Origin of the sequence: Gemmata palustris (assembly GCF_017939745.1) — a bacterium.
Taxonomy (GTDB): Bacteria; Planctomycetota; Planctomycetia; order Gemmatales; family Gemmataceae; genus Gemmata; species Gemmata palustris.
This window is the reverse complement of record NZ_JAGKQQ010000001.1, coordinates 6,999,173-7,021,456: the sequence shown is the minus strand read 5'-3', so window position 1 is coordinate 7,021,456 and position 22,284 is coordinate 6,999,173. Positions and strand designations below refer to the sequence as shown.

The window sequence follows — 22,284 nt, the reverse complement described above, 5'->3', positions numbered from 1 at the left end:
CGGCTCGGGGTCACCGGCGGAACAGGAGGTTCAGCATCTGGGCATCGGGCACGGCCGGGTTCAGTGGCGGGAGGTGGTCGTCCACGCGCTCTACGGCCACGGGAGTCAACCCACAATCCGCGCCGATCAGAGAGCACTCGAACCCGCGTGCGCGGAACCATTCCAGGTACGCGGCCGGGTCTCCCCCCGCATTGCGAATGCCGATGGGCCAATATTCCGTGAGAATCGCTCGCGGCCGGTTTGTGCGGATGAGTCCATCCAGGCCCGCGACCACGTGCGGCTCGTAGCCCTGCACGTCGATCTTGATGAAGTCCGGCGCGGGCCAGTTATTCGCCGCGAAGAGGTCATCGAGCCGCACGACCGGCACTTCCACGAACGCGCGCCCGGAGGAGTCGCCGTCAGTGTAGAGCCGGTGGTCGCCCAGGTTACCGACCGACTTGAAGAGTTTGGCGGTTCCCGGCGCGCCGCCCGCAGCGACGTTCACTGCGGTGGACCGCTCGCGCGCGTTCAACTTCAAGTTTTTCTGGAGCAGCGCGAAGTTGTACGGCTCCGGCTCGATCGCGATGATGCGCCCCGTCTCGCCGACCAACTTCGCCGCGAGTGTGGCGAGGTACCCGAGATTCCCGCCCACATCGAGGTACGTCATGCCGGGTTGGAGCACGGCCCGCAATACCGCGGCTTCCGGTTCCTCGTAGCGGCCGTGAATGAAGATTCGGCGCCCCACCCCGAAGTCGCGCAAATCGACCCACAATCGGCCGTGCGGCACGCGCACCGTTCGCACGGCCCGGCCGCACGAAACGAGCCTCTTGGCGATCCACTCGCCGCGCGCGGCGGGGCTCGTGACGAGCGCTGCGGCCCACGCGCGCCAGTGATACAGCGGACCGCGCACGAACGCGGGAACCAGCGATTGGTACGCTTGCACGAGCGCCGACATCGAACCTCCATCGAACCGGGTCGGCCCGGTCAGTCTCCGATCCGCTCCTCGGTCCATTCCAGTAGCGGCATCACCACGCCGAGGCGGTTCTCGATCTGCTGGAGCGAGCCGATCGCGGACACCTCGAAATCGAGCACCGATTCGAGCAGGTCGTGCCCGCGGTCGCCGACCTGGTTCGCGGCAACGAGCAAGTGGTAGCGGCCCGGCGCGAGCAAGTGCGCGGGGAACTCCACGCGCGCAACATACCGCCCCGGCCGACGCGCGGTGCAGAAGGTTCGCTTCGTGTCATTGTCCGCGGTGGTGAGCACCGTTTGCCCGTCGTCGCGGTTCAAGCGGAACGCGATTTGAGTGCTCGCGGGCGCGGTCACCTCGTAGTCGATCTCGATGCCGAACGGTTGATCCGGCAGGAGCGCGGGCGCGACCGTTCCGTCGGCCCGGCGCACGCGAACCGCCTTGAGTGCCACGCGCCGGTTCGCGACCGGCGCGCGCGCGTCCGTCCACTCGGCCGCGAGGTCGCCGCGCTGGGTCAGGTACGCGCGAACGGCTTCCGCGGGCGGGCCGTCCGTGACCACCTGCCCCTCCGCGAGAACGATGGCGCGGGAGCACAGGTTCTGCACCGCGGTCATGTTGTGGCTGACGAACAGCACCGTGCGCCCGCCGGCCGAGACCTCGCGCATCTTCCCCAGGCACCGATTCTGGAACTCCGCGTCGCCGACCGCGAGCACCTCGTCGATGATGAGGATTTCGGGGTTCAAGTGCGCGGCGACCGCGAACGCGAGCCGGACGTACATCCCGCTCGAGTACCGCTTCACCGGCGTGTCGAGGAACTGCTCGACGCCCGCGAACGCGACGATCGCGTCGAAACTGCGGGTGATCTCGCTGCGGCTCATGCCGAGCACGCTGCCGTTCAGGAAGATGTTCTCGCGCCCGGTCAGTTCGGGGTGGAACCCGGTGCCGACCTCGAGAAGACTGCCCACGCGCCCGCGCAACTCGACGCGCCCGCCGGTCGGGTCCGCGATCCGCGACAGGATCTTCAGGAGCGTACTTTTACCGGCCCCGTTGCGGCCGATGATACCGACCACTTCGCCGCGCTTCACCTCGAACGAAACGCCCCTCAGCGCCCAGAAGTCGTTCGCCTCGGGTGCGGTCGAAGTGCGCCCCCCGCGCAGCGCGCGCGCGAGCCACTCCGTGAGGTTCAGCCCGCCCTTCGGCCGACCGCCCAACCGGAAGTGTTTCGTCAGTTTTTCGACGCGGATCGCCGGGTGCATGGCCTCAATTACTTTCCGTCCACAGGGCTGGAACAGTCACTCAGGTACCAATCCACGACGCTCAGGCGAACGGCCGGTGTCAGCCGGCCGGTTGTTGTGTTGAGCGCTTGTGCTTTCTGCTTGTGGCACAGGCCTCTGGCCTGTGGAAGCACTCACACAGGCCAGAGGCCTGTGCCACCAAACAAAAGACCAAACTCTATTCAACACGGCGCAACGCGCCCGGGTGCGCCGAGCGTGGGTGCAGTGAGCAATCCGGGAGTCTCTCATCGGCCGGCTGACACCGGCCGGTCGCCCGGAGCGACCGGCACGGCTCTGCGTCTGCTAAATCGTGTCCGCGAAGGAGCGTTCCACGCGGCGGAAATACAGCGCGCCCACAATTGCGAAGAGCACGCCCACACCCGACGACACCCCGAAGGCGTACCAGTCGAATGTGCCGCCGAGCGCGGCCTGACGGAACGCGAGCACCAGCCCGTAGGCCGGGTTCAGCGGAAGGTAGGTCTGTGCGGTCGGCCCGAGCGCGTCGGCGGGCAAGTAGAGGCTCGGCGTCGCGAACATCCACAACTGCACGCCGAACGTGAGAACGTACTTGAAGTCGCGTTGCGACACGATCAGCGCGGCGAGCAGTACCCCCACTCCGGCCGACGCCACCCCGAGCATCAGCACCACGAGTGGCAGCAACAAGACCGACCAACCCGGCACGACGCCGAACGACAGGGCCATGACCGCGAGCAGCCCCGAGGCGATGACCAAGTCGAACACGCCGACCCCGACCGTGCTGAGCGGGATCACGAGGCGCGGGAAATAGATCTTCGTGACGAGGCGCTCGTTCGCAACCACGCTGTTGGCCGCAGTGGTCACGGTGTTGCCGAAGAACGTCCACGCGACCATCCCCGCGAACACGAACAGCGGGTAGTGCTCGATTCCCGCCGAAGCGCCCGCCATTTTACCGAGGAACAGCGCGAACACGGCCATCGTCGCGAGCGGTTGTGCGACCGCCCAGCCGAGCCCGAGAACCGTCTGCTTGTACCGAACTTTGACGTCGCGTAACGCGAGGAAGAAGAGCAGTTCGCGGTACCGCCAGAGTTCTTTCAGGTCGAGTAGCGCCCAGCCGCTCTGCGGTTCCAGTACGGTGAGCGGCGGTTCGATTTCGGGCGGAGACGCGGGCGCACGGACTCCCTCGACCGATTGCGGAGGGTCTCCCCGCACGGTACCGGCTTCGGGTTGCGCATCAGATACCACCATACCCTACCTTTAGCACACGGGGGGACGAGCGATTCGTGCTGGTGAACCACCGCGTCGCACACACGTTAAACTCGAAGCGACCACGCCGACCGCCGCACCGATTCCGCCGAGCAGCACGTCGGTGATGCAGGGCGTGTGCGTGTCGTACCACCGCTGCCCGCTCTCGAAAAACGATGAGACGGCTAACCCCAACGCGGTCGCGATCACCACGGCCACCCGCACCGAACCGGGTGCGCCCCTTCGGTGACGCGGGGGCAGGCGCCACGCCGCGACCAGCACGCCGAGCAGCCCGAACAGCACCAACTTCGTGAGCACCTCTTCGAGCGTAAAGAGCGGATCGCCGCTCTCGAGTGGGCGCCCCGGCACCCAGTCGAACGGCCGGGGTAGTTCGAGGCGCGGGGTGTTTGCCGGCGACTGTGTGACGGGCGTCATCCCCGCGAACCACACGACGCCCCAACTCACCGCGAACGGGATCGCGAGCCCCTCGTGGTGAACGCGCCCGGCGTACCACCCCAGGACGGCCGCGACCGCGCCGACGAGTGCGTCCGTGGTGCTCGGCGTGCGCGACTTCACAATCAATTGCGCCGATTCGAGGCACAGCGCAACGGCGCCGGCGGCGAGCACGACGCGGGCAATGTTCCACGTTTGTATGTGGCCCTTGAGTCGCGCTGCGAGCAATCCCAGTGGGAAATACAGGCCCGCGAGCTTCGCCAGTTTCGCGATCTGCTCCCACCGTTCGGCGTCGTTCAGACCATCGAACGCCCCGAACGGCGCGAACCGAACCGTGTCGCGCAATTTCCGATACAGTTCGGCCGGGCTCGCGCTTAAATCGAGCGGAAGCATTTGAACGAACGCGAGTAGCGCGAGGTACGCGATCAGCACCTGACCGCTGGCGTTCACATCGGCCCGCGCCCACACGGCCCGCACGCGGTCCGTGAGCGCTTGCCCCCACAGCACCCACGCGCCCATTCCCGCCAGCGCGCCCGCCCCCTGCGCCACGATGTCGGACGCGGAACAGGTGCGCTCGGCGGTGTAGAGCTGGGCAAATTCGACCGCGCTGGAGAACAGGACACAGACCGGCAGCAGGAGCGCCCCGAGGCCCGCGACCCTGCGACGCGGCCAGGCGCGATCAACGCTCACCAGCCCGAGGAGGGCGAACCCGAGCGGGACGCCGAGCATCACGTTCGCGACCGCGTCCGACCGCGACGAGATTCTCACGCCGTCGGCCAGTACGCGCCCGAAACTGTTCGTGCGCGGGCCGAAGTGGAACGGCACGAGGCTGCCGTACACGATGAACGCGGCCACCCCGCACACGATTACCGCAAATACGCGCCGGCCAGACTTCACCGCCGCGCCCCCTTGGGCTGGAGCTGCGCGGGTTGGACCGCGGGCGGCGGGGTGCCGCCCTTTTCCGGCGGGAGCGCGGTCATAATCAGGTACGCCGGGTTCACCGAATTCGCTTTGATCATTTCCTCGCGGCTCGCCCTTCCGCCCTGGTCCACGAACACCCAGTCCAGGAGCTTCAGTTCGGCCCACAGGATGAGTAGGGCCAGCGGCATCATCATCCACCCCGCGAAGTCGTGGAACACGCGGTCGCCGAGTTCCTTACCGGCCTCGTTGTACAGCACCCCGGTGAGCGCGATGCGCAGCACGTTCGAGAGCACCGCGACCGGCACGGCCGACACGAGAATGAGCCCGCGGTCGAACCACGGCCGTTTTACGATCATCGCCATCCCGGTCGCGAGCGCGGCGAACGTGAGCAACATGCTCAGCCCGCTGCACGCCTCCTCGACCCGCAGCACGTGGTCCTTGACGTGCAGGATGATCCCCTCGCGGTACGTCGGGTAGCCGATGGTCTGGAGGACGAACTCGGAGGCGATGGACGCGACCTTCTGGAGCTGCCAGCCGAGGGCGGTTTCCACCCGGTACGGCAGCGGGAACATGAACAGCAGGAACCCGAGCGCCGGCCACAGCCACTTCAGCGCCTTCCACCCGCCTAAAAGTAGGGTCGCGCCGCACAGGTTCAGCACGAACGAAATGCCCTGCATCCACTCTTTCCCGATGTTCCGGTCGCCGAACACGACGAACAACCCGCCCCCGACCGCGAGGAACGCGAGCCCCCACGGTTCCGGCCAGCGGACGCGCTCGGGCGCCCACGCGCGCCAGCGCCACGCCAAGTAAGCGGCGAAGAACGGCACGAGGAACCCGTGCGAGTAATCCGGCTTCTGCCACTCCCCGAAGCAGTACCGAAACAGGCCGGCGTAGACGAACACCAGCACCCCAACGAGCGCGAGCAGGGCCGCGATCCAACCCGGGGTGCGGACCACTTCGGCGGCGAGCGGGGAACCGGAGCGCGACGGAGAAGAGGGGGCTGAACTCACTGATGCAGTCTCCAACGAGCGGTGGGCCAATTCAACATATACCAAAACCGGGCGCCTCGGCAGACCGGTTTCCGGGTGCTCGTAACAGTAGGACACGTTCGCGGGGCACGATTCTGGCGCGAAAGTTCCCGCTGGGAGCGCGCGGCGCGCCCGCGTAAACTATGGTTATTGGTCGGAGCGGGGTGTATACTCAGTAGCGCCCCTCTCCGGCACTTGCCCCGCATCCGTCCCGGCAGGGCTCCGGTCCGTGAACGACCCTTTAATCGCCCGGTTCGCCGACGCCTGCGGCGCGACCGCTCCGCTGGATTTGCGCGTCGATTTGGCCGGAGGTGGCCTCCTGGCCGAAGGCTCGGTCGATCAGCCGTTCACCCTCGTCGGGCGCGACGACTCCTGCGACGTCACCCTTTCCGATCCCGACATCAACCCCCGACACGCCTGGCTCCAGGTGCTCGGCGGGCGCGTGTTCGCGATCGACCTGGGGAGCCGCACGGGGCTGCTGTGGCCGGGCGGAACCCGCGGGTCCGACTGGCTCGACGCGGGGGTGCCCGCGAAGGTCGGGCCGTTCCTGCTCCGGCTCCGCGCCCCGGCCGCCGAACGCCCGAGTACGTTCCCCCCCAATTACAACCCGCTCGTGGCCGATACGGGCGCCAAAGCGCGCCCGGCGGTTTCGCTGGAGTTCCGCAACGGGAAGCGGGCCAAGGACCGCTGGGCGGTGAACCGGCTCGTCACACTCGTCGGGCGCTCGCCCGAGTGCAAGATCCACCTGACGGCCGACGACATCTCGCTGTACCACTGCGGCCTCGTGTCCACGCGCGACGGGTTGTGGGTCGTCGACCTGTCCGGGCGCGGCGTGGTGGTGAACGGCGAGCGCATGCGGGTCGCGCCGCTGACCAACGGCGCCGAGCTGTGGGTCGGCCGGTTCCTGATCGGGTGCCAGTACCAGGCGCCGCCGGGCGAGGGGCACGGGTCGGGCGCGGCCCCCGGTGACCACGGGGTCATGAACTCGTCTTCGACCTCGAAAAACCCGCAGGTGTTCCCGCCCACCAGCCTCCCGGCCCCGAAGCCGCCCCAAGGGGCCGAAGACGAAGTCGAACTCGGCGCCACGCCGGAATCGGCCGACGACCTGCCGAATTCGCACATCATGGCCGATGCGTTCCGCCAACCGGCCGGGGCCAACGTGAGCGGCCCGGCCTCCAACTCGATCACCGTCTCCGGTTCCGGCCCCACGCCCGGGGCGCTCGCGCCCCCCACTCCCCACGACGCACCGCTCGCGGGGCTGTTCGGCGCGCTCGGCTTCGAGCCCCCCGACGACGGCCCGCTCGCACCCGTTCTGCGGCAAATGGCCGACCTCCACGCCCGCACGTTCGGTGAGTTCGAGCAGTGGTTGCGCCTAGTTGCCCGGCTGTTCGGCCACGTGAAACGAGAACACGCACCCGTGGTGCAACACGAACTGAACCGGATCGAGGGCCTGACGGCCGAAATCACCGCCCTCCAGTTGGAAGTGTCGCGCCACGAACTCGAACGGGTCGCGGCGGACCGGGCCAAGCAACCGGCCCCCTCGCTCGACAGTGCCGTGCCCGCACCGACGGCTCCAGACGACGGAGCGCAACGCCCCGAGTTGTGGGTTCCGCCGTCGGCCCGCACCCCGATTCCCGATCCACCGCGCCCCCGCGCACCCGACCCGGCACCCGCGCCGCCACCAAACCTGGACCGCCTCCGTGCGCTCCAACAGGAGCGCGCCAACCGGTGGCAAGCGGTCATCGCGCTCTTCACCCGGGGGTAACGCCCCGAACGCATTTCGATCGGCCCGCGGACCGATCCACGGGTCTGGAATCCGCTCCTGAAAACGATTACGCTGTTCTTTCACTCGCGCACTTCTGCGCCGATAAGCAAACGCGAAGGACCGGACCATGCGTCGAACCTTTGGCACCGGCTTGGCGGTCGCGCTCCTCGCGCTCGCGCTCGGGTGCGGCAAGAAGGTCGGCACCGCGCCGGGCGGCCCCCCGGACCCCAGCAGTGGCTCCGGGAGCATCCAGGGCACTTGGTTACTGGTCGCGTTGGAAGCGGACGGGGAGGTACAGGACAAGGTCGTGAAATCCATGTCGGCAGAAGAGAAGACGCTCAACATTACCCCGGACCAGGTGATCTTTTTTAAGGGCGGTCAAAAAGAACCTCTGGCCTACAAGCTCGACCCCTCGAAGAACCCGAACGAAATCGACATGAGCGGAACGAAACGGGACGGCAAGCCCGAAACGATGTACGGCATCTACAAGTTTGAAGGGGACAAGCTCACCATTTGCGCGGTTAAATCCGACGAGCCGGCCGACCGACCGAAGGAACTCAAGACCCACGCGGCCGGCCGAGCGCTGGTCATGGTCTTCGAGAAGAAGTGATTTCACCGGAACTCGAACCGGCGCAGCGAACCGAACAGATTTCGTTCGCTCGTCATTTGAACCGGTCAAAGGCCCCAATACTCGATCCGCCTCGCGGGCGGATATCGAGGAGTGCGTTTACGGAGTAAACACCGCAAAACTCACCCCCTGACCCGATCCCGAACATAATTCGATAGTTTTCGCTTGATCACCTCCCGTGTTCGTGAGATAACCTCACAAGCTTTTCACATTCCACTCTCCCGCCCTTAATCTTCGAGGTGCTCATGTGCTCAGTACGAGTACTCGCCCCGCTGTTGATTTTCACCATTTTTCTCGCCGGCTGTTCGGACTCATACGGCGGGCGGATGGAGGTCTCCGGGACGGTCAAATTCAAGGGACAGTCGCTCAAAGACGGCACGGTGTCGTTCGAGCCGCTCGACGGGCAGCCGACCCGGGCGACGGCACTGCTGACCGCGGGATCGTTCACGATCCCCAGGCCGACCGGCCTCGTACCGGGCCGATACTTGCTCCGCGTGTCAGCGGGTGATGGTAAGACGGCGGTCAACCCGGTCGAGGCCGACAAACCGCCCGGCCCCGGCGGGGGCACCAACATCATCTCCAAAGAGCTGATCCCGGCGGACTGGAACGTGAAGTCCAAGCAGGAGCGCACGATTGGTGCGGACGGCCCGAATCGGTTCGAGATCGAGATCCCTTAAGGACGTACCAGCAAGAAAGTTCCGCCCCGCGGAAATTGCCCGCGTTTCTCGGTCCCGCTCGAAGCTCGGTCGACTCTCCCTTCAGAAGCGCTCGCCCTCAGAAGCCCCTCTCCTGTTCAGCCGTTGGTTTTCGTCTGTCCTCTCGCATTTTCTTTTTTCGGAAAGGAAGACGCTCATGTACCTCCGGTCCCGTTCTCATTGCTCCGGTCGCGTCGCCCCCCCAACTCGCGGGTTCACGCTGATCGAACTGTTGGTCGTGATCGCGATCATCGCAATCCTTATCGGCCTCCTGTTGCCCGCCGTCCAGAAAGTGCGCGAGGCCGCCGCGCGCATGAAGTGCAGTAACAACCTCAAGCAGATCAGCCTCGGGAACATGAACTACGAGAGCTCGAACGGCACGTTCCTGCCCGGCATCAGCCGCACGGGGTGCTGCTGGGGCACCTGGCAGGTACCGATCCTGCCGTACATCGAGCAGGACAACATCTTCAAGATTTACACGAACTTCGGCGGGCTGGACAACACCGGCGCGCGGTACGCGGGCGGGGGGAACGCGGAGGTCGCGAACAAGCGGATCTCGACGTTCACGTGCCCGAGCGACACGCCGAGCGTGATCGGGACCATTACGCAGCACAACTACGTGCTGAACGCCGGGAACACGAGCCTCTACCAGTCACAGATCCCGATCGGGTGTACCGGCGGGTCGGTCACCAGCACCACGTGTACGAGCTTCGGCGGCGCCCCGTTCGGGTGGTACGAAGACCCCGCGACCCTGGCCGCGGGCGGCGACTCCTCGCCCGTGGATTACGGCGCCGGCAACGCGGCCTTCGGGCGCTGCGGGCGCCCGCGGAAGATCGCCGAGATCAGCGACGGCACGAGCAACACGCTCATGGCGTCGGAAATCTGCCAGGGGCAGGGCGGGGGCGACTACCGCGGGTTCTCGTGGTGGGGCGGGGCCGCCGGGTTCACCGCGTACAGCCAGCCGAACAGCACCGACCCCGACGTGCTGACCGGGGCCGGGTGCAACAGCACGCCCCCCAACGCCCCCTGCACAGACGTTTCCACGGCCTCGCGCCCGCGCATGCAGGTGGCCCGCAGCCGGCACACCAACGGCGTTACCGTGGGCATGTGTGACGGGAGCGTCCGGTTCGTGCCGAACGCGATCAGCCTGGTGACGTGGCGCGCCCTGAGCACCTCTCAAGGTGGTGAAGTTCTTGGTAACGACGGGTGACCCGATCGCCTGCCGCCCCGGGGCGCGCGAGCACGCCTCGCGCGCCCGTTGATTGCTCCGGCGCGTTCGGTTAGCACGGTCATTTCCGCGACGCACCCGGCGAGTTTCCGCGCCCGGGGCGTCTTCTAGTAGTGCGGCGAAATCGCCCGCGACGGGCGCGGCGAGCGCCCGCCTCTCACAAGGGCGCACCGGTGCAACGCCGCTGTTTCATCACGTCGGTCGGGCAGTTCTTCCCCGGCGAACCGGTCACGAACGAACAGATGGAAGCGCGCCTGGGGCAGATCGGTCCCAGACCCTCGGGCCTGCGCGAGCGCGTGCTGCGCCAGAATAAGATCGAGCAGCGCTACTACGCACTCGATAACAATCAGCACACCACACACACCAACGCGCAAATGGCCGCCCGCGCCGTGCGCGACGCAATCGGTCGTAGTACGCTCGACCTGAAGGCCGTGCGGCTGCTCGTCGCGGCGACTTCGCAGGGCGATTTACCGCTGCCCGGGTTCGCGAGCATGGTTCATGGCGAACTCGACATGCCGCCGTGCGAGATCGCCACGATCCACGGCATCTGCGCGAGCAGCGTCGTCGCGCTGCGGCACGCCGCGCTCGCGGTCGGGTCGGGCGAAGTCCCCAACGCGGTGTGCGTCGCGAGCGAGTTCGCCAGCCGGCTCCTGAAAGCCTCGCGCTTCCAGGCACAGGGGTACGGCGAGGGCAAGCGACTACCATTTGAAACGGAGTTCTTGCGGTGGATGCTCTCGGACGGCGCGGGCGCACTCCTGCTGGCGAATGAACCCGCACCCGCTGGCCTGTCGCTCGAAATCGAAACGGTCGCGCTGAAGTCCTACGCGAGCCAGTTCCCGCCGTGCATGTTCGTCGGCACCCGCGCCGAGGTACTCGCCGCGCAGCAAGTCGGCTGGCTGGATCACCCGGATTACGAGACCGCGTCCCGCGCAGGTGCGATCAACCTGCACCAGAGCACGGAACTGCTGACCGATGTCGTGCGGTTGTGCGTGAACGGCGTGTTTGAATTGATCGAGGAAGGAAAACTCGACCCGAAGGGCATCGACTGGTGGGTGACGCACTACTCGTCACACCTGTTCCGCGAACAGGCGAACGAACTGTTTGTTCGTGGCGGATTGACGATCGACCCGGACCGCGTGTTCACGAACCTCTACACGAGCGGCAACGTCGGCTCCGCATCATTCCCGCTGATGCTCGGCGACCTCTTCCGCAGCGGGAAACTCAAGCCCGACCAGCGCATCGTGTGCATCGTGCCCGAGAGCGGCCGGTTCATGTTCGGCTATGTGATCGTCCGCGTCGTCGGGAATGACTCACCCGGTGCGCGTCCGACCGCGGTTGCCCCCAGCGTTTCCGCGCCGCCCGACATCAAAACCAGCGGGTCGCCCCTCGAAGAGTCACTGGTGCGGCAACTCGCGGGGGTGTGGACCGCGTTCGAGACGCGCCTGAACCGCGTGCCTATCGTGGCGAAGATGTTTGATGGGCGCATGACGCTTCAGGATTACCGCGATTTACTGTTCAACTTGCGGCAGCAGGTGATCGACGGGTCGCGGTGGATCTCGCGGGCCGCGTCGAACGTGACGCGCGAGCACTTCCCGATCCGGTCCGCGTTCATCGGGCACTCGCGCGACGAGCACCGCGACTTCGAGATGATCGAGCGCGACTACGCATCGGTGGGCGGGAACGTGGAGGAGATTCGCGCGGGCCAGAAGAACATCGGCAGCACGGCGCTCTCGGAATACATCCTGAGCCGCGCGAGCCGCGAGAACCCGTTCGATCTGATCGGCGCGATGTTTATCATTGAGGGCTTGGGGCGCCGGGTGGCCGCGCGCTGGGCCGAACTGATCCGCACCCAATTGAAACTGGACCCGCGCCAGGTATCGTTCCTCGCGTACCACTCTGCGAGCGACGACGTCCACTTCGAGCGCCTCGACGCCGCGGTGCAGTCCGGCATCCTGACCGATAAGCTGGTCGACGAGATCGTGACGGCCGCCAAGGTGGTGGCCCGGCTGTACGTCCTGCAACTCGAAGAGATCGGGAACGTCTAACGATGCCGCGGTTTCGTAGGGTGGGACAAGGCTTTGCGCAGGCCCACCACCTCCCTGGGTATCGTGAGCGCGAAGCGAAGCGCTCCCGAGCCCGGACCACCTGGCTGCCGGAGCCCCGATGGTGGGCCTGCGCAAAGCCTTGTCCCACCCTACGAATAGAGCCGCGAACAGGACTCACGCGATGCCGCCCACCGACGCGACGCAGAAGCTCCAGAGCATCAAGCACAACCCGCTCGACCCGAACCCGTGGCTCGCGCTCTACGTGGACACGAGCGTGCCGCTTCATGCGGTCGCGAAGGCGAACTTCCTGGTGGACGTGGCCTCGACGTCGCGCCAGTGGTTCCTGCCGATGATTCGGCCGTTTTGTCGGCTCACGATTTGCGGGTTCAAGGTGCTGAAAACGGTGATGCCGCGGTTCCTCACATCGTCGTGGTTGTTGCACCACTCGATTTATTGGGGCCTGAAGTGGTTCGTATCGCCCTACGCGAACTACCTCATCATGCGCCACTTCCACATCGGCACGGAGCTGCTCCAGTTCATCGCGAAGAACGCGAAGGGCGTGAACATGGAGTTCGTGGGCCTGCGCCCGGAGAAGCTACACGACCTGACCGAGAACGTGTTCCTGCAACACGACCTGAACATCTTTAACTTCATCATCGAGATCAACCGGCAGCTCAACGAACAGGGGTTGGAGCTTCAACCGAAGGGTGAACTCGACTTCAGTTGCATCACCGACGGCGAGTTCCCGATCGAGGACATGCCGCACGGCTGGTTCAACTTAATCGACCTCGAATCGGCGATCGAAATGTACACGCCGATGTACCAACTGCTCCTGACCGACAGCGACTTCTGGCGCGCGTGCAACTCGCTCCAACTGGACGAAACCATCGCGCTCTACGCGACCACGCTCCTGAACGACCACCGGTACTTGGGGTTGGTGAACAACAAGCACCCGATCGTTCCGAGTTCGACGCTCGGTGCCGCGCACCGCCTCATGCTGCACGGCCTGGCGGCGGAGTTCCTGCACGCCTTTCTGGTCCGCCAGAAGCGCACACGCGAGAACAAGGCCGACGCCGTGAAGCAGGACCGCCCCCTACAGGGACCAATATCCTCCTGAAGAATTTGTGCGCACCTCGGGCACTCATCTCGACATCAGCGCCCACCAGTTGATAAGGCTCGCACAGAGGCCGAGGACGATGAACACTTTCATCGGCTCCGGCACCTCTTCCCAGGTTCGTGCCTCTCCCCGCCCGTACCTCTGCCGCTGGGTCGCAAAATCGTATGGAAATAGGAGGTTGCCGGTTCCCACGGCAGTAGCGAACGGGAAAAAAATCGCGGACAAATAACCGACCTCGTTACCCCGAAGCGCTTCGCGCCAGAACCAAAACACCCCAAAAGCACCGATCCCAAACAAAAACAGCCCGATCAGTCGCTGCCCGAGTCGGGATTCGACGAACGCATTTCTTGGCGATTCGGGTTCTTTAGAGACGCGCGGCGCTTGAAAGAGTTCTTCCGCGCGCCGCACGGTAAACAGAAACTGTCTCACCATCAGAACAGAAAACGTAACGAGAAGAATCAGAAATGCGCCCACGATCAGAGCGACTTTGATATCTCCCATGACTACTTCCCTGCCCAAACTTGGCACAGTTCCAGCACAACCTTCACCGCGGATTCCATCTCTTCCAAACAGGTCCATTCGAGCGGGGAGTGCGGGTTGTGTTCGCCGGTCGAGATGTTGGGCGTCGGTAGCCCCTTCTCTGTGAGTTGCGAGCCATCGGTGCCGCCGCGGATAATCTTGAACTTCGGCTCCAGACCCGCGCGCCGGGTCGCTTCTTCCGCGAACTTCACCGCGTTCGGCATCTTCGCGATCCCGTCGCGCATGTTGCGGTACTGCTTCCGCGTCTCGACCTGCACTTTCGCTTGCGGGTACTCGCGCTCGACTTGGCGCGCGATCTCGCGCAGGAGGTCCGCTTGTACCGCGAGCTGCGCGGTATCGAAGTCGCGGAGCAGGAAGCCGATTTTGACCTGACCGGTCCCGCCCTCGGTCGTCAGCGGGTGCAGGAACCCATCACGCCCGTCGGTCGTTTCGGGACTCATCGTGCGCTGGGGAAGGTGGTCGATGAACATTGCGGCGAGTCGCACCGCATTCACCATCCGCCCCTTCCCGATGGACGGGTGAATGTTGATGCCGGTGACGGTGACCGTTGCGGCGTCGGCGGAGAACGTTTCGTCCTCGATCTCGCCCGACGCCATTCCGTCGAGCGTGTACGCGACCACCGCCCCAATCTGCGCCGGTTCCAGGTGCTTCACGCCGAAACCGATCTCTTCATCGCACGTGAAGACGATTCGGACCGGGCCGTGCGGGATCTGGGGATTCGCCAACAGAGTGCGGGCGGCTTCCATGATGACCGCAACTCCGGCCTTGTCATCGGCCCCGAGCAGGGTCGTGCCGTCCGTCGTGATGATCGTCTTCCCGATCAGGCCGTTCAGTTCCGGGTTCTCGGTAACGCGGATCACTTTCGTGGGGTCTTTCGGCAACGTGATGTCGCCACCGCGGTACCCGCGAATCACTTGCGGGTCCACGTCCTTGCCCGAGTTTTCGGGGTTGGTGTCGACATGCGCGTTGAACGCGATGGTGGGCGCACCCGGCACGTTACCCGGCACGGTCGCGAACACGAGGCCGTGTTCGTTCTGGACCGCGTCCGTGATCCCGAGCGCGAGCAGTTCGTCGCGGAGCATCGCGCCGAGCACGAGTTGTCCGGGCGAACTCGGATAAGTGGTGGATTTCTCGTCCGCTTTGGTGTCGATGCGAACGTACCGCAGGAACCGTTCGAGTAGCGTGTGCGTGTCAATGGCCATAAGAGTTTCACCGCAGAGAACGCAGAGAAGAACAGAGGCTTTATTTACTCGCTGACTTTCTCGGTGCCCTCTGCGTTCTCTGCGGTGAATCGGTTTTCGTGCTCTTCTTCCGCTTGCGCTTCGCCGCGAGGCCCTTCACGCCGATCTTCGGGCACAGGTCCGCGATCACACACTTTTCGCACCGCGGCTTGCGCGACAAGCACACCTTGCGGCCGTGCATGATGAGCCGGCCGCTGAAGTGCAGCCATTCTGATTGCGGCACGATCTCGGCCAGCGCGAGTTCGACCTTCACCGGATCGCGGTGGCGCGTCAGCCCGAGCCGGCGCGAGAGCCGCCCGACGTGCGTGTCCACGGTGACGCCGGGCGTCTCGAATGCGTGCCCGAGGATCACGTTCGCGGTCTTGCGACCGACCCCGGGGAGTGTCACGAGGTCATCGAGCGTGGTTGGAACTTCGCCGCCGAAGCGCACTACCATCTCCACGCAGCACGCGCGGATATTCTTGGCTTTGTTTTTGTAAAACCCCGACGGCTTGACGAGTTGCTCCAACTCCTTGATATCGCATTCCGCGAGTTCTCTCGCCGTCGGGAACCGCGCGAAGAGCGCAGGCGTGAGCAGGTTCACGCGCTTGTCGGTGCATTGCGCCGAGAGAATGACTGCAATAAGTAACTGGAACGGGTTCGCGTAGTTTAGCCCCTCGAACTCCGGGTACAGCGGGGCGAGCCGGTCGTTGATCGGCACGACACGATCGCGCGCGGGCGGGAGCTTCGACTCAGAAGTGAGGTCGTCCATGTTACGCGGCCCGCCGAACAGAAGTCGCGGGTTCTCCTGCCGTCGCTACGGATACGGGCTCAGATGCGGTTCGGGCGCGAGCCTGTTCCGCTTCGAGCGGCGTAATAAATCCTCGCGCGAGCAGCGCATCAGTGTCGAGCGAGACGCTAGTCGGAGCGCCCGCGGTAAACGATCCCAGGGCCGCGAACGCGCGGCGCTCTTGTGCGAAGCCGGTTTCGTCCGAGCTGCGTTCCGGCACGCGCGGGGTACATTCGAGTTCATCAAGGAACGTGCGCAGATCGATCTTCGCGCGCCGGGCACAAAACGCCCGGTCCACCAAACCGCGGTCGCGTGCTTCGCGGCCCGAAAGTGTGCGCCCTGATGTAATGAACGGTTCCGCGCGGCGCCCCAACAACGTCCGCAGCCGATGACTTCCGCCGAAGCACGTGAAGCGCCCCGGGAAGCCGAGGTGCGTTGTCGGTGTGGCGACACACAGGCGGTAATCGCACGCGAGCGCCAGCTCGAAGCCGGCCCCGAGGCACGGACCCTCAATGAACGCGACCGTCGTAAACGGCAGCGCGCTCAGGCGCGCGAACGTGCGCTGCCCGCGCCACGCGAACCCGGCGCGATCTGTTACGCGCTCGGAATCGGGATGAAGTCCGGCGCAGAAGCCGAACGGCTTCGCGGACCGGACTACCAGCGTGTTGATGAAGACGTTCGTTTCGATTCCCGCAAGTGCGGAATCGAGTTCGCTCAGGCGCGCTCCGTCGAGCGCGTTCACCGGATCGCCGGGAAAACCGAGCCAGAGTGTCGCGACGCCGTACTCGGCCGTTACGCGAATGTGTGGGGACTCGAACAACATGCCGGGAATGTTCGCGGGTCGAAGGCGAGAAATCAACCCGAACTGCGCCTACATGAGTTCCACGTTCCACGTTCCAGCCGTTCCAAGTTGAAAGCGAAAGGCCGTTGATGGGCCTTCAACGTGGAACTTGGAACGGCTGGAACGTGGAACGATTGTGTCAGCACAATTCGTCAATCGGCTTGCCGCTGGGCAACACGGAGATGGGGCGCCCGTTGTTCAGGTACTGGGCTTCGGTATCGACGCCGAGGTGCCGGTAAATCGTCGCGAGCACATCCTGGGGCGATTTCGGGTTCGCCTTGGGGAAGGCGCCGTTACTGTCGGACGCACCCACTACGCGCCCGCCCCGAACCGGCCCCCCCGCAAACGCCGCGCTGAATACACTCGGGTAGTGGTCGCGCCCCGCCTGCGCGTTCACCTTCGGCGTGCGGCCGAACTCGCCCCACGCCACGACCAGCGTCGTTTCGAGCAGCCCGCGCGTTTCGAGGTCTTCGATGAGCGCGCTGAACGCACGGTCCCAGCGCGGCAGGAACCCGAGCTTCAGCGACTCGAAGCCCTTTACGTGCGTGTCCCACCAGCGCACGTCCACGGTCACGATCCGCACCCCGGCTTCGACCAGCCGCCGCGCGAGGAGCATCCGCTGTGCCCAGTTCGGCGCGCCGCACCGATCGGCGGCCTTCGGGTCGAACGCGGGCATGTGGCCGTAGCGCTCGCGGACCTTCGCCGGCTCCTTGTCCAGATCGAATGCGTCGCGTGCCGCGGGCGAAGTGAGGATGTCCCACGCCCGCATCTGGAACTTGTCCGCCGCATCGACTTGGCCGCTCTTGTCGGCGTCGCGTCGGAGCGTGTCGAACCGCTTCAGCAGGCCCTTCCGGTCGTCCACTTGGTCGTAAGTGATGCCCTGTGCGAGCTTAAAGTTGGGGAGCTTGAACGGCCCCGGCTGCGCGGGGTCCGCGCCCGTCTCGAACGGCTTGTGTGCGGTGCCCAGGTACGCGGAGCCGGCGCCGGGGAGCAGCCGCGGGATCATCACGTAGGGCGGCATGGATGTCGAGAGGTGGCCGAGTTGCTTCGAGACGACGGACCCGATGGACGGGTGAACGTTCTCGTCCGGGTTCGGCCCCGGGTTGTAGCCCGTGAAGCAGATTTGGTCGCCGGTACTGTGACCCGCGTCGTGGTGGTGCAGGCTGCGGACGATGGACCACTTGTCCATGATCTTCGCGGACATCGGCAGCAGGTCCGAGAGCCGCACACCGGGAACGTTCGTGTCGATCACCCCGAACTCGCCCCGCACCTCGGCCGGCGCATCGGGCTTCGGGTCCCACATGTCGTGGTGACTCGGCCCGCCGCGCATCCACAACAGGATGACGTTGTTGATCTTGCTGAGCGAACTACCCCCGGCCTGGCGGCCGGGGTTCGCCTCTTCCGCGCGCGCCTCGGCACGAAACAATCCGTCGAGCGCGAGGGCGCCGAGCGCGCCGGCCTTCACGAACGCGCGGCGATCGGGCCGGCGCAGCGACCGGCGGAACTCTTCGCAACCGATTGGATTGGCCGGCATGAGGCTGTCCCGAGCTGACGGGCCGAGGGATGGTAGGTGTGCGCCAATTTCGGCACATTCACCCTATCATCGGAACGCGGCCGACGCCAGCGCGTTCCCGACCTCACAGTTTCAAGAACAGTTTGTTCTTCTCCAGGCTGCGCATGAGGGCGTAGCAGATCGTGAGCGCCAGAGCGCACATCACAAAGATATACTCAAGCGGCGCGTCCTTCGGTACGAACGGCTTAACCGCTTCGTACACGGGGTCGTGAATGATGTACGCGGCGAGCGCGTTCGATCCGAGCGTGCGGAACACACCGATTCGCATCGAGCCAATATCACACGCCAACACGAACACGGCCAGCACAATGAGTGCGACCCCGGCCCCGAACAGCGTGTAGGTCAAGCTCCCGGACCGCTGACTCATCGTGAACAGGTCGTTCGTCGGGGGCTTCACGTTAACGAAAACGAGCGGCGGCGGGGCCGCCGAAACCGCAGCATTGAAGTGCCCTTCGTCCATATCTGAGGGCGCGAGGTGAACGCAAGACAGACCGTAAGCAAGAGCCGCGATGATTGCCCCGATGAACGCGAACCGAATACAGAGCCGTTCGCGGTTCGGGGTAGATTGATAGAGGTCGCACGCGAGCGAACCGATTAACAGCGGCACCGCCCACGTGAGGAACCCGAGCGGCCCGCCGTCCACGCCGTTCGGCGGAGTGTTAGTCCAGCGGTAGTTGAACCAGTACGACAGCGCGACGTGCAGTACCCCCGAAAAGACAGTGTACGCGATCCGCACGCGGGGCCGCGCGGCGATCACCGGGAGCACCCACAGCGACGTGACCGCGATGTGCCCGAGCGTCTGGAACAAGTCCTGTTTCGCCCACCGGAGCAGAACCACGTCACGTTGACTCAAGTCGTCCCACTTCTCCCACTTGGAACCGACGTTGTAAACCACGAACGCGACCAACAAGAGACCGAGGTTTCGGCGCACCGCGTGCCAGTAAGCCGCTTGCGCACCGACCGCGGTCACGCGCTTCACGAACGTCAGCCGGAACGCGAACCCCACCGCGAACAGGAACTGCGGCATGATCGTGTCGGCGTAGCTGCAATACGTGTGGTGGTGCGCCAGAACCGGGAGTTGCTTCTTCACGGCATCAAACGAGCCGACGAAGTTCACCAGCAACATGCCGAGCACGGTGTAACCGCGGAACTGATCGAGCGAGACGAGGCGCGCGGATTCGGCCGGACCCACAGTTGGAGCCAGTTCGGAAGGGGCGGATGGCATCGCGGTTTCTTCGTGTTAGTAGGTACGGTGTCTGACACAAGGTCCGTGCGGTCGGCAGCGATGTGAGATCGCGTCGGGAGCCCCTATTGGACCGTTCGGAGCACCCGCGCGACGAATACTGTGCCCGATGAGCCCGTCGAACCGCAAGTCTTAATCTGCCGAAAAATGGAATGATGAAGACCGCAGGTAGATCGGCGGGTGCCACGGAAGCATTTCCGCAGTCGGTCGTAGCACTGGCCGGAGAACGCGGTACATTAGCGGCCACCCCAGGAGATTTCCCAATGGCCGCCGAACGCACTCTGCTCAACAAGCGCCCCGCGTGGGCCGCGCTGCAGGCGCACTACCAAACAGCGCAAAAAACGCACTTGCGCGAGCTGTTCGCGAGCGATCCGGGCCGCGGAACGCGCCTGAACGCGGAAGCCGTCGGCGTCTTCCTCGACTACTCGAAGAACCGCGTCACCGATGAAACGCTGAAACTGCTCCTCGCGCTCGCGACGGAATGCGACCTCAAGGGGCGCATTCATGCCATGTTCAGCGGCGAGAAGATCAACATCACCGAGAACCGGGCGGTGCTGCACACGGCCCTTCGTGCCCCGAAAGGCGCAACGGTCACGGTCGATGGCAAGAACGTCGTGCCCGAGGTTCACGAAGTCCTCGACGCGATGAGCGCGTTCGCCGACCGCATCCGCTCCGGGGAGTGGAAGGGCTTTACGGGCAAGCCCATCAAGAACATCGTGAACATCGGGATCGGCGGGTCGGACCTCGGCCCGGTGATGGCGAACGAAGCTCTCCGCTTCTACGCCCAGCGCGAACTCACGTTCCGTTTCCTCTCGAATGTGGACGGCACCGACTTCGCGGAGACCGTGCGCGACCTCGACCCGACCGAGACGCTGTTCATCGTCTGCTCGAAGACGTTCACCACGCAAGAGACGATGACCAACGCGGAGAGCGCGCGGACGTGGTCACTGGCCACGCTGAAGGACAAGGCCGCGGTCGCCAAGCACTTCGTCGCGGTCAGCACGAACAAGGCGAAGGTCGAAGAGTTCGGCATCAATTCCGCGAACATGTTCGGGTTCTGGGACTGGGTCGGCGGGCGCTACTCGATGGACTCCGCGGTGGGCCTCGCCACGATTCTCGCGCTCGGCCCCACCAACTTCCGCGAACTGCTCGCCGGCTTCCACGCGATGGACGAGCACTTCCGCACCACACCGTTCGAGAAGAACCTGCCCGCGCTCATGGGCCTGATTAGCGTCTGGTACGGCAGCTTCTTCGGTGCGGAAACGGTCGCGGTACTGCCCTACGACCAGTACCTGAAGCGGTTCCCGGCGTACCTGCAGCAGCTCACGATGGAGAGCAACGGGAAGCGCGTCACGCTCGGCGGCGCGGAAGTCGACTACCAGACCGGCGCGGTGTATTGGGGCGAGCCGGGCACGAACGGCCAGCACAGCTTCTATCAGCTCATTCACCAGGGAACGAAGCTCATACCGTGCGACTTCATCGCGTTCTGCAAGTCACTCAATCCGGTCGGCCGGCACCACGACCTGCTCATGGCGAACGTGTTCGCACAGGCCGAAGCGCTCGCCTTCGGCAAGACCGCGGAGCAGGTGAAGGCCGACAAGGTCGAAGACTGGCTGGTGCCGCACAAGACGTTCCCGGGCAACCGGCCGTCGAACGTGTTACTGGTCGAGAAACTCACTCCGTTCGCGCTGGGCACGTTGGTCGCGCTCTACGAGCACATCGTGTTCACGCAGGGCGTAATCTGGGACATCGGCTCGTTCGACCAGTGGGGCGTGGAACTGGGTAAGGCGCTCGCGTCGAAGATCGTGCCGGAACTGGAATCCGCGACCGAACCGGAACTGAAGCACGACACGTCCACGAACGCGCTCATCAAGCGCTACCGCGCGGGGAAGAATTAGCGTTCGTGACGAGCCGGAAGCGTGAAGACGGATGATATTGTCCGTCTTCACGCTTCCGGCTCGTCAAAGGTTTTACACGAAACGGTGTTACGCCTGGCACACCAGGAAGAACGCGACGATGAGTGAACAGGCAGAAATAATCGACCTTACCGCAAGCCGTTCGCTAATCGATGTTCGCGGAGGTGGCTTCGACTTGGCTCTGGTAATGGGTGGTCAACCGATCGCCCTCAACTGGTCCGATTGTGAGGGGAGTGTTGCCCAGTACCTGGCACGCGCTGGTCGAACCGACTGCGAGAGCGAACTCCGCTCGCTCAGGCATACTCTAGCCGGTCACTGGCTTCCCGAAGCTCCGATCAGCTCGCAGATTTACCCGTTTATCGAACTAATGGTTCCGGGGCGATACGAGCTCCGTTACGTGGAATCATGTCCCGACTGCAGTTACATCGAGTTCGATTCCTCCTGGGACTTCGACGCAAAATACGACCATTACTACCCGTTTGGAAGCACGCTCGTGCTTACTCGAGCAACCGATTCACTCAGCCAAGGCCAAGTCACACACTATCTGGAGCGCATACGGAGCGGTTACCGGCCGATTGCGCTAACTGTTACCGCCTCGGAAGGCTGGTGCAATTTCGTTCTCGACGGTCACCATAAACTTCGAGCCTACAAAATGGCCGGAGTGAAACCGGCATTTGTAAGTGTGTGTCGACTGGACGCGCCGCGTGTGGGCGCTGAGTCGTTCGATAAGTGGATTGGGGCAAATCATCCGATGGCGAGCCGTTACCGAAAAGTGAAGACCAAATACGACACCTGAGCCGCGCCGCAAAGTGGAGCGGGCGTTCCTCCGCAACTTGGGGT

19 protein-coding genes are annotated in these 22,284 nt (G+C 64.7%); 8 read left to right on the top strand and 11 right to left on the bottom strand.

The features are described 5' to 3' along the window. Positions 1–10: 10 nt before the first annotated feature. From J8F10_RS29140 to J8F10_RS29120, 5 genes are all read right to left on the bottom strand, one after another. Complete coding sequence (locus tag J8F10_RS29140) at positions 11–934, bottom strand: FkbM family methyltransferase (protein WP_210659963.1); 924 nt, start codon at positions 932–934, stop codon at positions 11–13. Between the two features lie 29 nt (positions 935–963). Next, positions 964–2,202 (bottom strand): ABC transporter ATP-binding protein, encoded by a 1,239-nt coding sequence (locus tag J8F10_RS29135; protein ID WP_210659962.1) that lies wholly within the window; start codon positions 2,200–2,202, stop codon positions 964–966. 321 nt (positions 2,203–2,523) lie between these two features. Next, positions 2,524–3,444: an ABC transporter permease gene (locus tag J8F10_RS29130; RefSeq protein WP_210659961.1), complete on the bottom strand. Its 921-nt coding sequence runs from the start codon at positions 3,442–3,444 to the stop codon at positions 2,524–2,526. A 9-nt stretch (positions 3,445–3,453) separates the two neighbouring features. Further along, complete coding sequence (locus tag J8F10_RS29125) at positions 3,454–4,791, bottom strand: VanZ family protein (RefSeq protein ID WP_210659960.1); 1,338 nt, start codon at positions 4,789–4,791, stop codon at positions 3,454–3,456. After that, positions 4,788–5,825, bottom strand: coding sequence for an exosortase/archaeosortase family protein (locus J8F10_RS29120; protein ID WP_210659959.1), 1,038 nt, complete (start codon positions 5,823–5,825; stop codon positions 4,788–4,790). The genes J8F10_RS29125 and J8F10_RS29120 overlap by 4 nt, the downstream gene beginning before the upstream one ends. Positions 5,826–6,072: 247 nt before the next feature. Here J8F10_RS29120 and J8F10_RS29115 point away from each other — a divergent pair, with 247 nt between their 5' ends. The 6 genes from J8F10_RS29115 (at position 6,073) to J8F10_RS29090 (ending at position 13,321) form a co-directional block, all read left to right on the top strand. Next, the gene (locus tag J8F10_RS29115) at positions 6,073–7,608 is read left to right on the top strand and encodes an FHA domain-containing protein (RefSeq protein WP_210659958.1); all 1,536 of its coding nucleotides are present in this window, start codon (positions 6,073–6,075) and stop codon (positions 7,606–7,608) included. Between the two features lie 127 nt (positions 7,609–7,735). Continuing rightward, on the top strand, positions 7,736–8,218 hold the full coding sequence (locus J8F10_RS29110) for a TIGR03067 domain-containing protein (protein ID WP_210659957.1): 483 nt from the start codon (positions 7,736–7,738) through the stop codon (positions 8,216–8,218). A 263-nt stretch (positions 8,219–8,481) separates the two neighbouring features. After that, entirely contained in the window at positions 8,482–8,913 is a 432-nt protein-coding gene (locus tag J8F10_RS29105; protein WP_210659956.1) for a carboxypeptidase-like regulatory domain-containing protein, read from the top strand. A gap of 175 nt (positions 8,914–9,088) precedes the next feature. After that, complete coding sequence (locus J8F10_RS29100; protein ID WP_210659955.1) at positions 9,089–10,141, top strand: DUF1559 family PulG-like putative transporter; 1,053 nt, start codon at positions 9,089–9,091, stop codon at positions 10,139–10,141. Between the two features lie 191 nt (positions 10,142–10,332). Next, complete coding sequence (locus J8F10_RS40430) at positions 10,333–12,204, top strand: 3-oxoacyl-[acyl-carrier-protein] synthase III C-terminal domain-containing protein (RefSeq protein ID WP_210659954.1); 1,872 nt, start codon at positions 10,333–10,335, stop codon at positions 12,202–12,204. 181 nt (positions 12,205–12,385) lie between these two features. Further along, positions 12,386–13,321: a DUF6999 family protein gene (locus J8F10_RS29090; RefSeq protein ID WP_210659953.1), complete on the top strand. Its 936-nt coding sequence runs from the start codon at positions 12,386–12,388 to the stop codon at positions 13,319–13,321. 24 nt (positions 13,322–13,345) lie between these two features. Here J8F10_RS29090 and J8F10_RS29085 read toward each other — a convergent pair whose 3' ends face one another. The 6 genes from J8F10_RS29085 to J8F10_RS29060 all read right to left on the bottom strand — a co-directional run bounded on the left by J8F10_RS29085 (position 13,346) and on the right by J8F10_RS29060 (position 19,510). Next, positions 13,346–13,822 carry a hypothetical protein gene (locus tag J8F10_RS29085; RefSeq protein ID WP_210659952.1) on the bottom strand — a complete coding sequence of 159 codons (477 nt, stop codon included), beginning with the start codon at positions 13,820–13,822 and terminating at the stop codon, positions 13,346–13,348. A 2-nt stretch (positions 13,823–13,824) separates the two neighbouring features. Next, entirely contained in the window at positions 13,825–15,063 is a 1,239-nt protein-coding gene (pepT, locus tag J8F10_RS29080; RefSeq protein ID WP_210659951.1) for a peptidase T, read from the bottom strand. A gap of 40 nt (positions 15,064–15,103) precedes the next feature. Then, entirely contained in the window at positions 15,104–15,853 is a 750-nt protein-coding gene (gene nth, locus J8F10_RS29075) for an endonuclease III (protein WP_210659950.1), read from the bottom strand. A 1-nt stretch (position 15,854) separates the two neighbouring features. Next, on the bottom strand, positions 15,855–16,694 hold the full coding sequence (locus J8F10_RS29070; protein WP_210659949.1) for an enoyl-CoA hydratase/isomerase family protein: 840 nt from the start codon (positions 16,692–16,694) through the stop codon (positions 15,855–15,857). A 157-nt stretch (positions 16,695–16,851) separates the two neighbouring features. Beyond that, on the bottom strand, positions 16,852–18,246 hold the full coding sequence (locus J8F10_RS29065; RefSeq protein ID WP_210659948.1) for a DUF1501 domain-containing protein: 1,395 nt from the start codon (positions 18,244–18,246) through the stop codon (positions 16,852–16,854). Between the two features lie 103 nt (positions 18,247–18,349). After that, a complete protein-coding gene (locus tag J8F10_RS29060) occupies positions 18,350–19,510 on the bottom strand; it encodes an acyltransferase family protein (protein ID WP_210659946.1) in 1,161 nt (386 codons plus the stop codon). A 281-nt stretch (positions 19,511–19,791) separates the two neighbouring features. Between J8F10_RS29060 and pgi the strand changes: the two genes are divergently transcribed. Next, positions 19,792–21,426, top strand: coding sequence for a glucose-6-phosphate isomerase (gene pgi / locus J8F10_RS29055; protein WP_210659944.1), 1,635 nt, complete (start codon positions 19,792–19,794; stop codon positions 21,424–21,426). Between the two features lie 118 nt (positions 21,427–21,544). After that, on the top strand, positions 21,545–22,240 hold the full coding sequence (locus J8F10_RS29050; RefSeq protein ID WP_210659942.1) for a hypothetical protein: 696 nt from the start codon (positions 21,545–21,547) through the stop codon (positions 22,238–22,240). The last annotated feature ends 44 nt before the right edge of the window (positions 22,241–22,284 follow it).

What these genes read in the sequence shown, in the direction of transcription:
- J8F10_RS29070 (WP_210659949.1), bottom strand. Translation starts at nt 16,694, where the DNA reads ATGTTGTTCGAGTCCCCACACATTCGCGTAACGGCCGAGTACGGCGTC.
- nth (WP_210659950.1), bottom strand. Translation starts at nt 15,853, where the DNA reads ATGGACGACCTCACTTCTGAGTCGAAGCTCCCGCCCGCGCGCGATCGT.
- J8F10_RS29090 (WP_210659953.1), top strand. Translation starts at nt 12,386, where the DNA reads ATGCCGCCCACCGACGCGACGCAGAAGCTCCAGAGCATCAAGCACAAC.
- J8F10_RS29085 (WP_210659952.1), bottom strand. Translation starts at nt 13,822, where the DNA reads ATGGGAGATATCAAAGTCGCTCTGATCGTGGGCGCATTTCTGATTCTT.
- pgi (WP_210659944.1), top strand. Translation starts at nt 19,792, where the DNA reads ATGGCCGCCGAACGCACTCTGCTCAACAAGCGCCCCGCGTGGGCCGCG.
- J8F10_RS29140 (WP_210659963.1), bottom strand. Translation starts at nt 934, where the DNA reads ATGTCGGCGCTCGTGCAAGCGTACCAATCGCTGGTTCCCGCGTTCGTG.
- pepT (WP_210659951.1), bottom strand. Translation starts at nt 15,063, where the DNA reads ATGGCCATTGACACGCACACGCTACTCGAACGGTTCCTGCGGTACGTT.
- J8F10_RS29100 (WP_210659955.1), top strand. Translation starts at nt 9,089, where the DNA reads ATGTACCTCCGGTCCCGTTCTCATTGCTCCGGTCGCGTCGCCCCCCCA.
- J8F10_RS29130 (WP_210659961.1), bottom strand. Translation starts at nt 3,444, where the DNA reads ATGGTGGTATCTGATGCGCAACCCGAAGCCGGTACCGTGCGGGGAGAC.
- J8F10_RS29110 (WP_210659957.1), top strand. Translation starts at nt 7,736, where the DNA reads ATGCGTCGAACCTTTGGCACCGGCTTGGCGGTCGCGCTCCTCGCGCTC.
- J8F10_RS29050 (WP_210659942.1), top strand. Translation starts at nt 21,545, where the DNA reads ATGAGTGAACAGGCAGAAATAATCGACCTTACCGCAAGCCGTTCGCTA.
- J8F10_RS29060 (WP_210659946.1), bottom strand. Translation starts at nt 19,510, where the DNA reads ATGCCATCCGCCCCTTCCGAACTGGCTCCAACTGTGGGTCCGGCCGAA.
- J8F10_RS29135 (WP_210659962.1), bottom strand. Translation starts at nt 2,202, where the DNA reads ATGCACCCGGCGATCCGCGTCGAAAAACTGACGAAACACTTCCGGTTG.
- J8F10_RS29105 (WP_210659956.1), top strand. Translation starts at nt 8,482, where the DNA reads ATGTGCTCAGTACGAGTACTCGCCCCGCTGTTGATTTTCACCATTTTT.
- J8F10_RS29065 (WP_210659948.1), bottom strand. Translation starts at nt 18,246, where the DNA reads ATGCCGGCCAATCCAATCGGTTGCGAAGAGTTCCGCCGGTCGCTGCGC.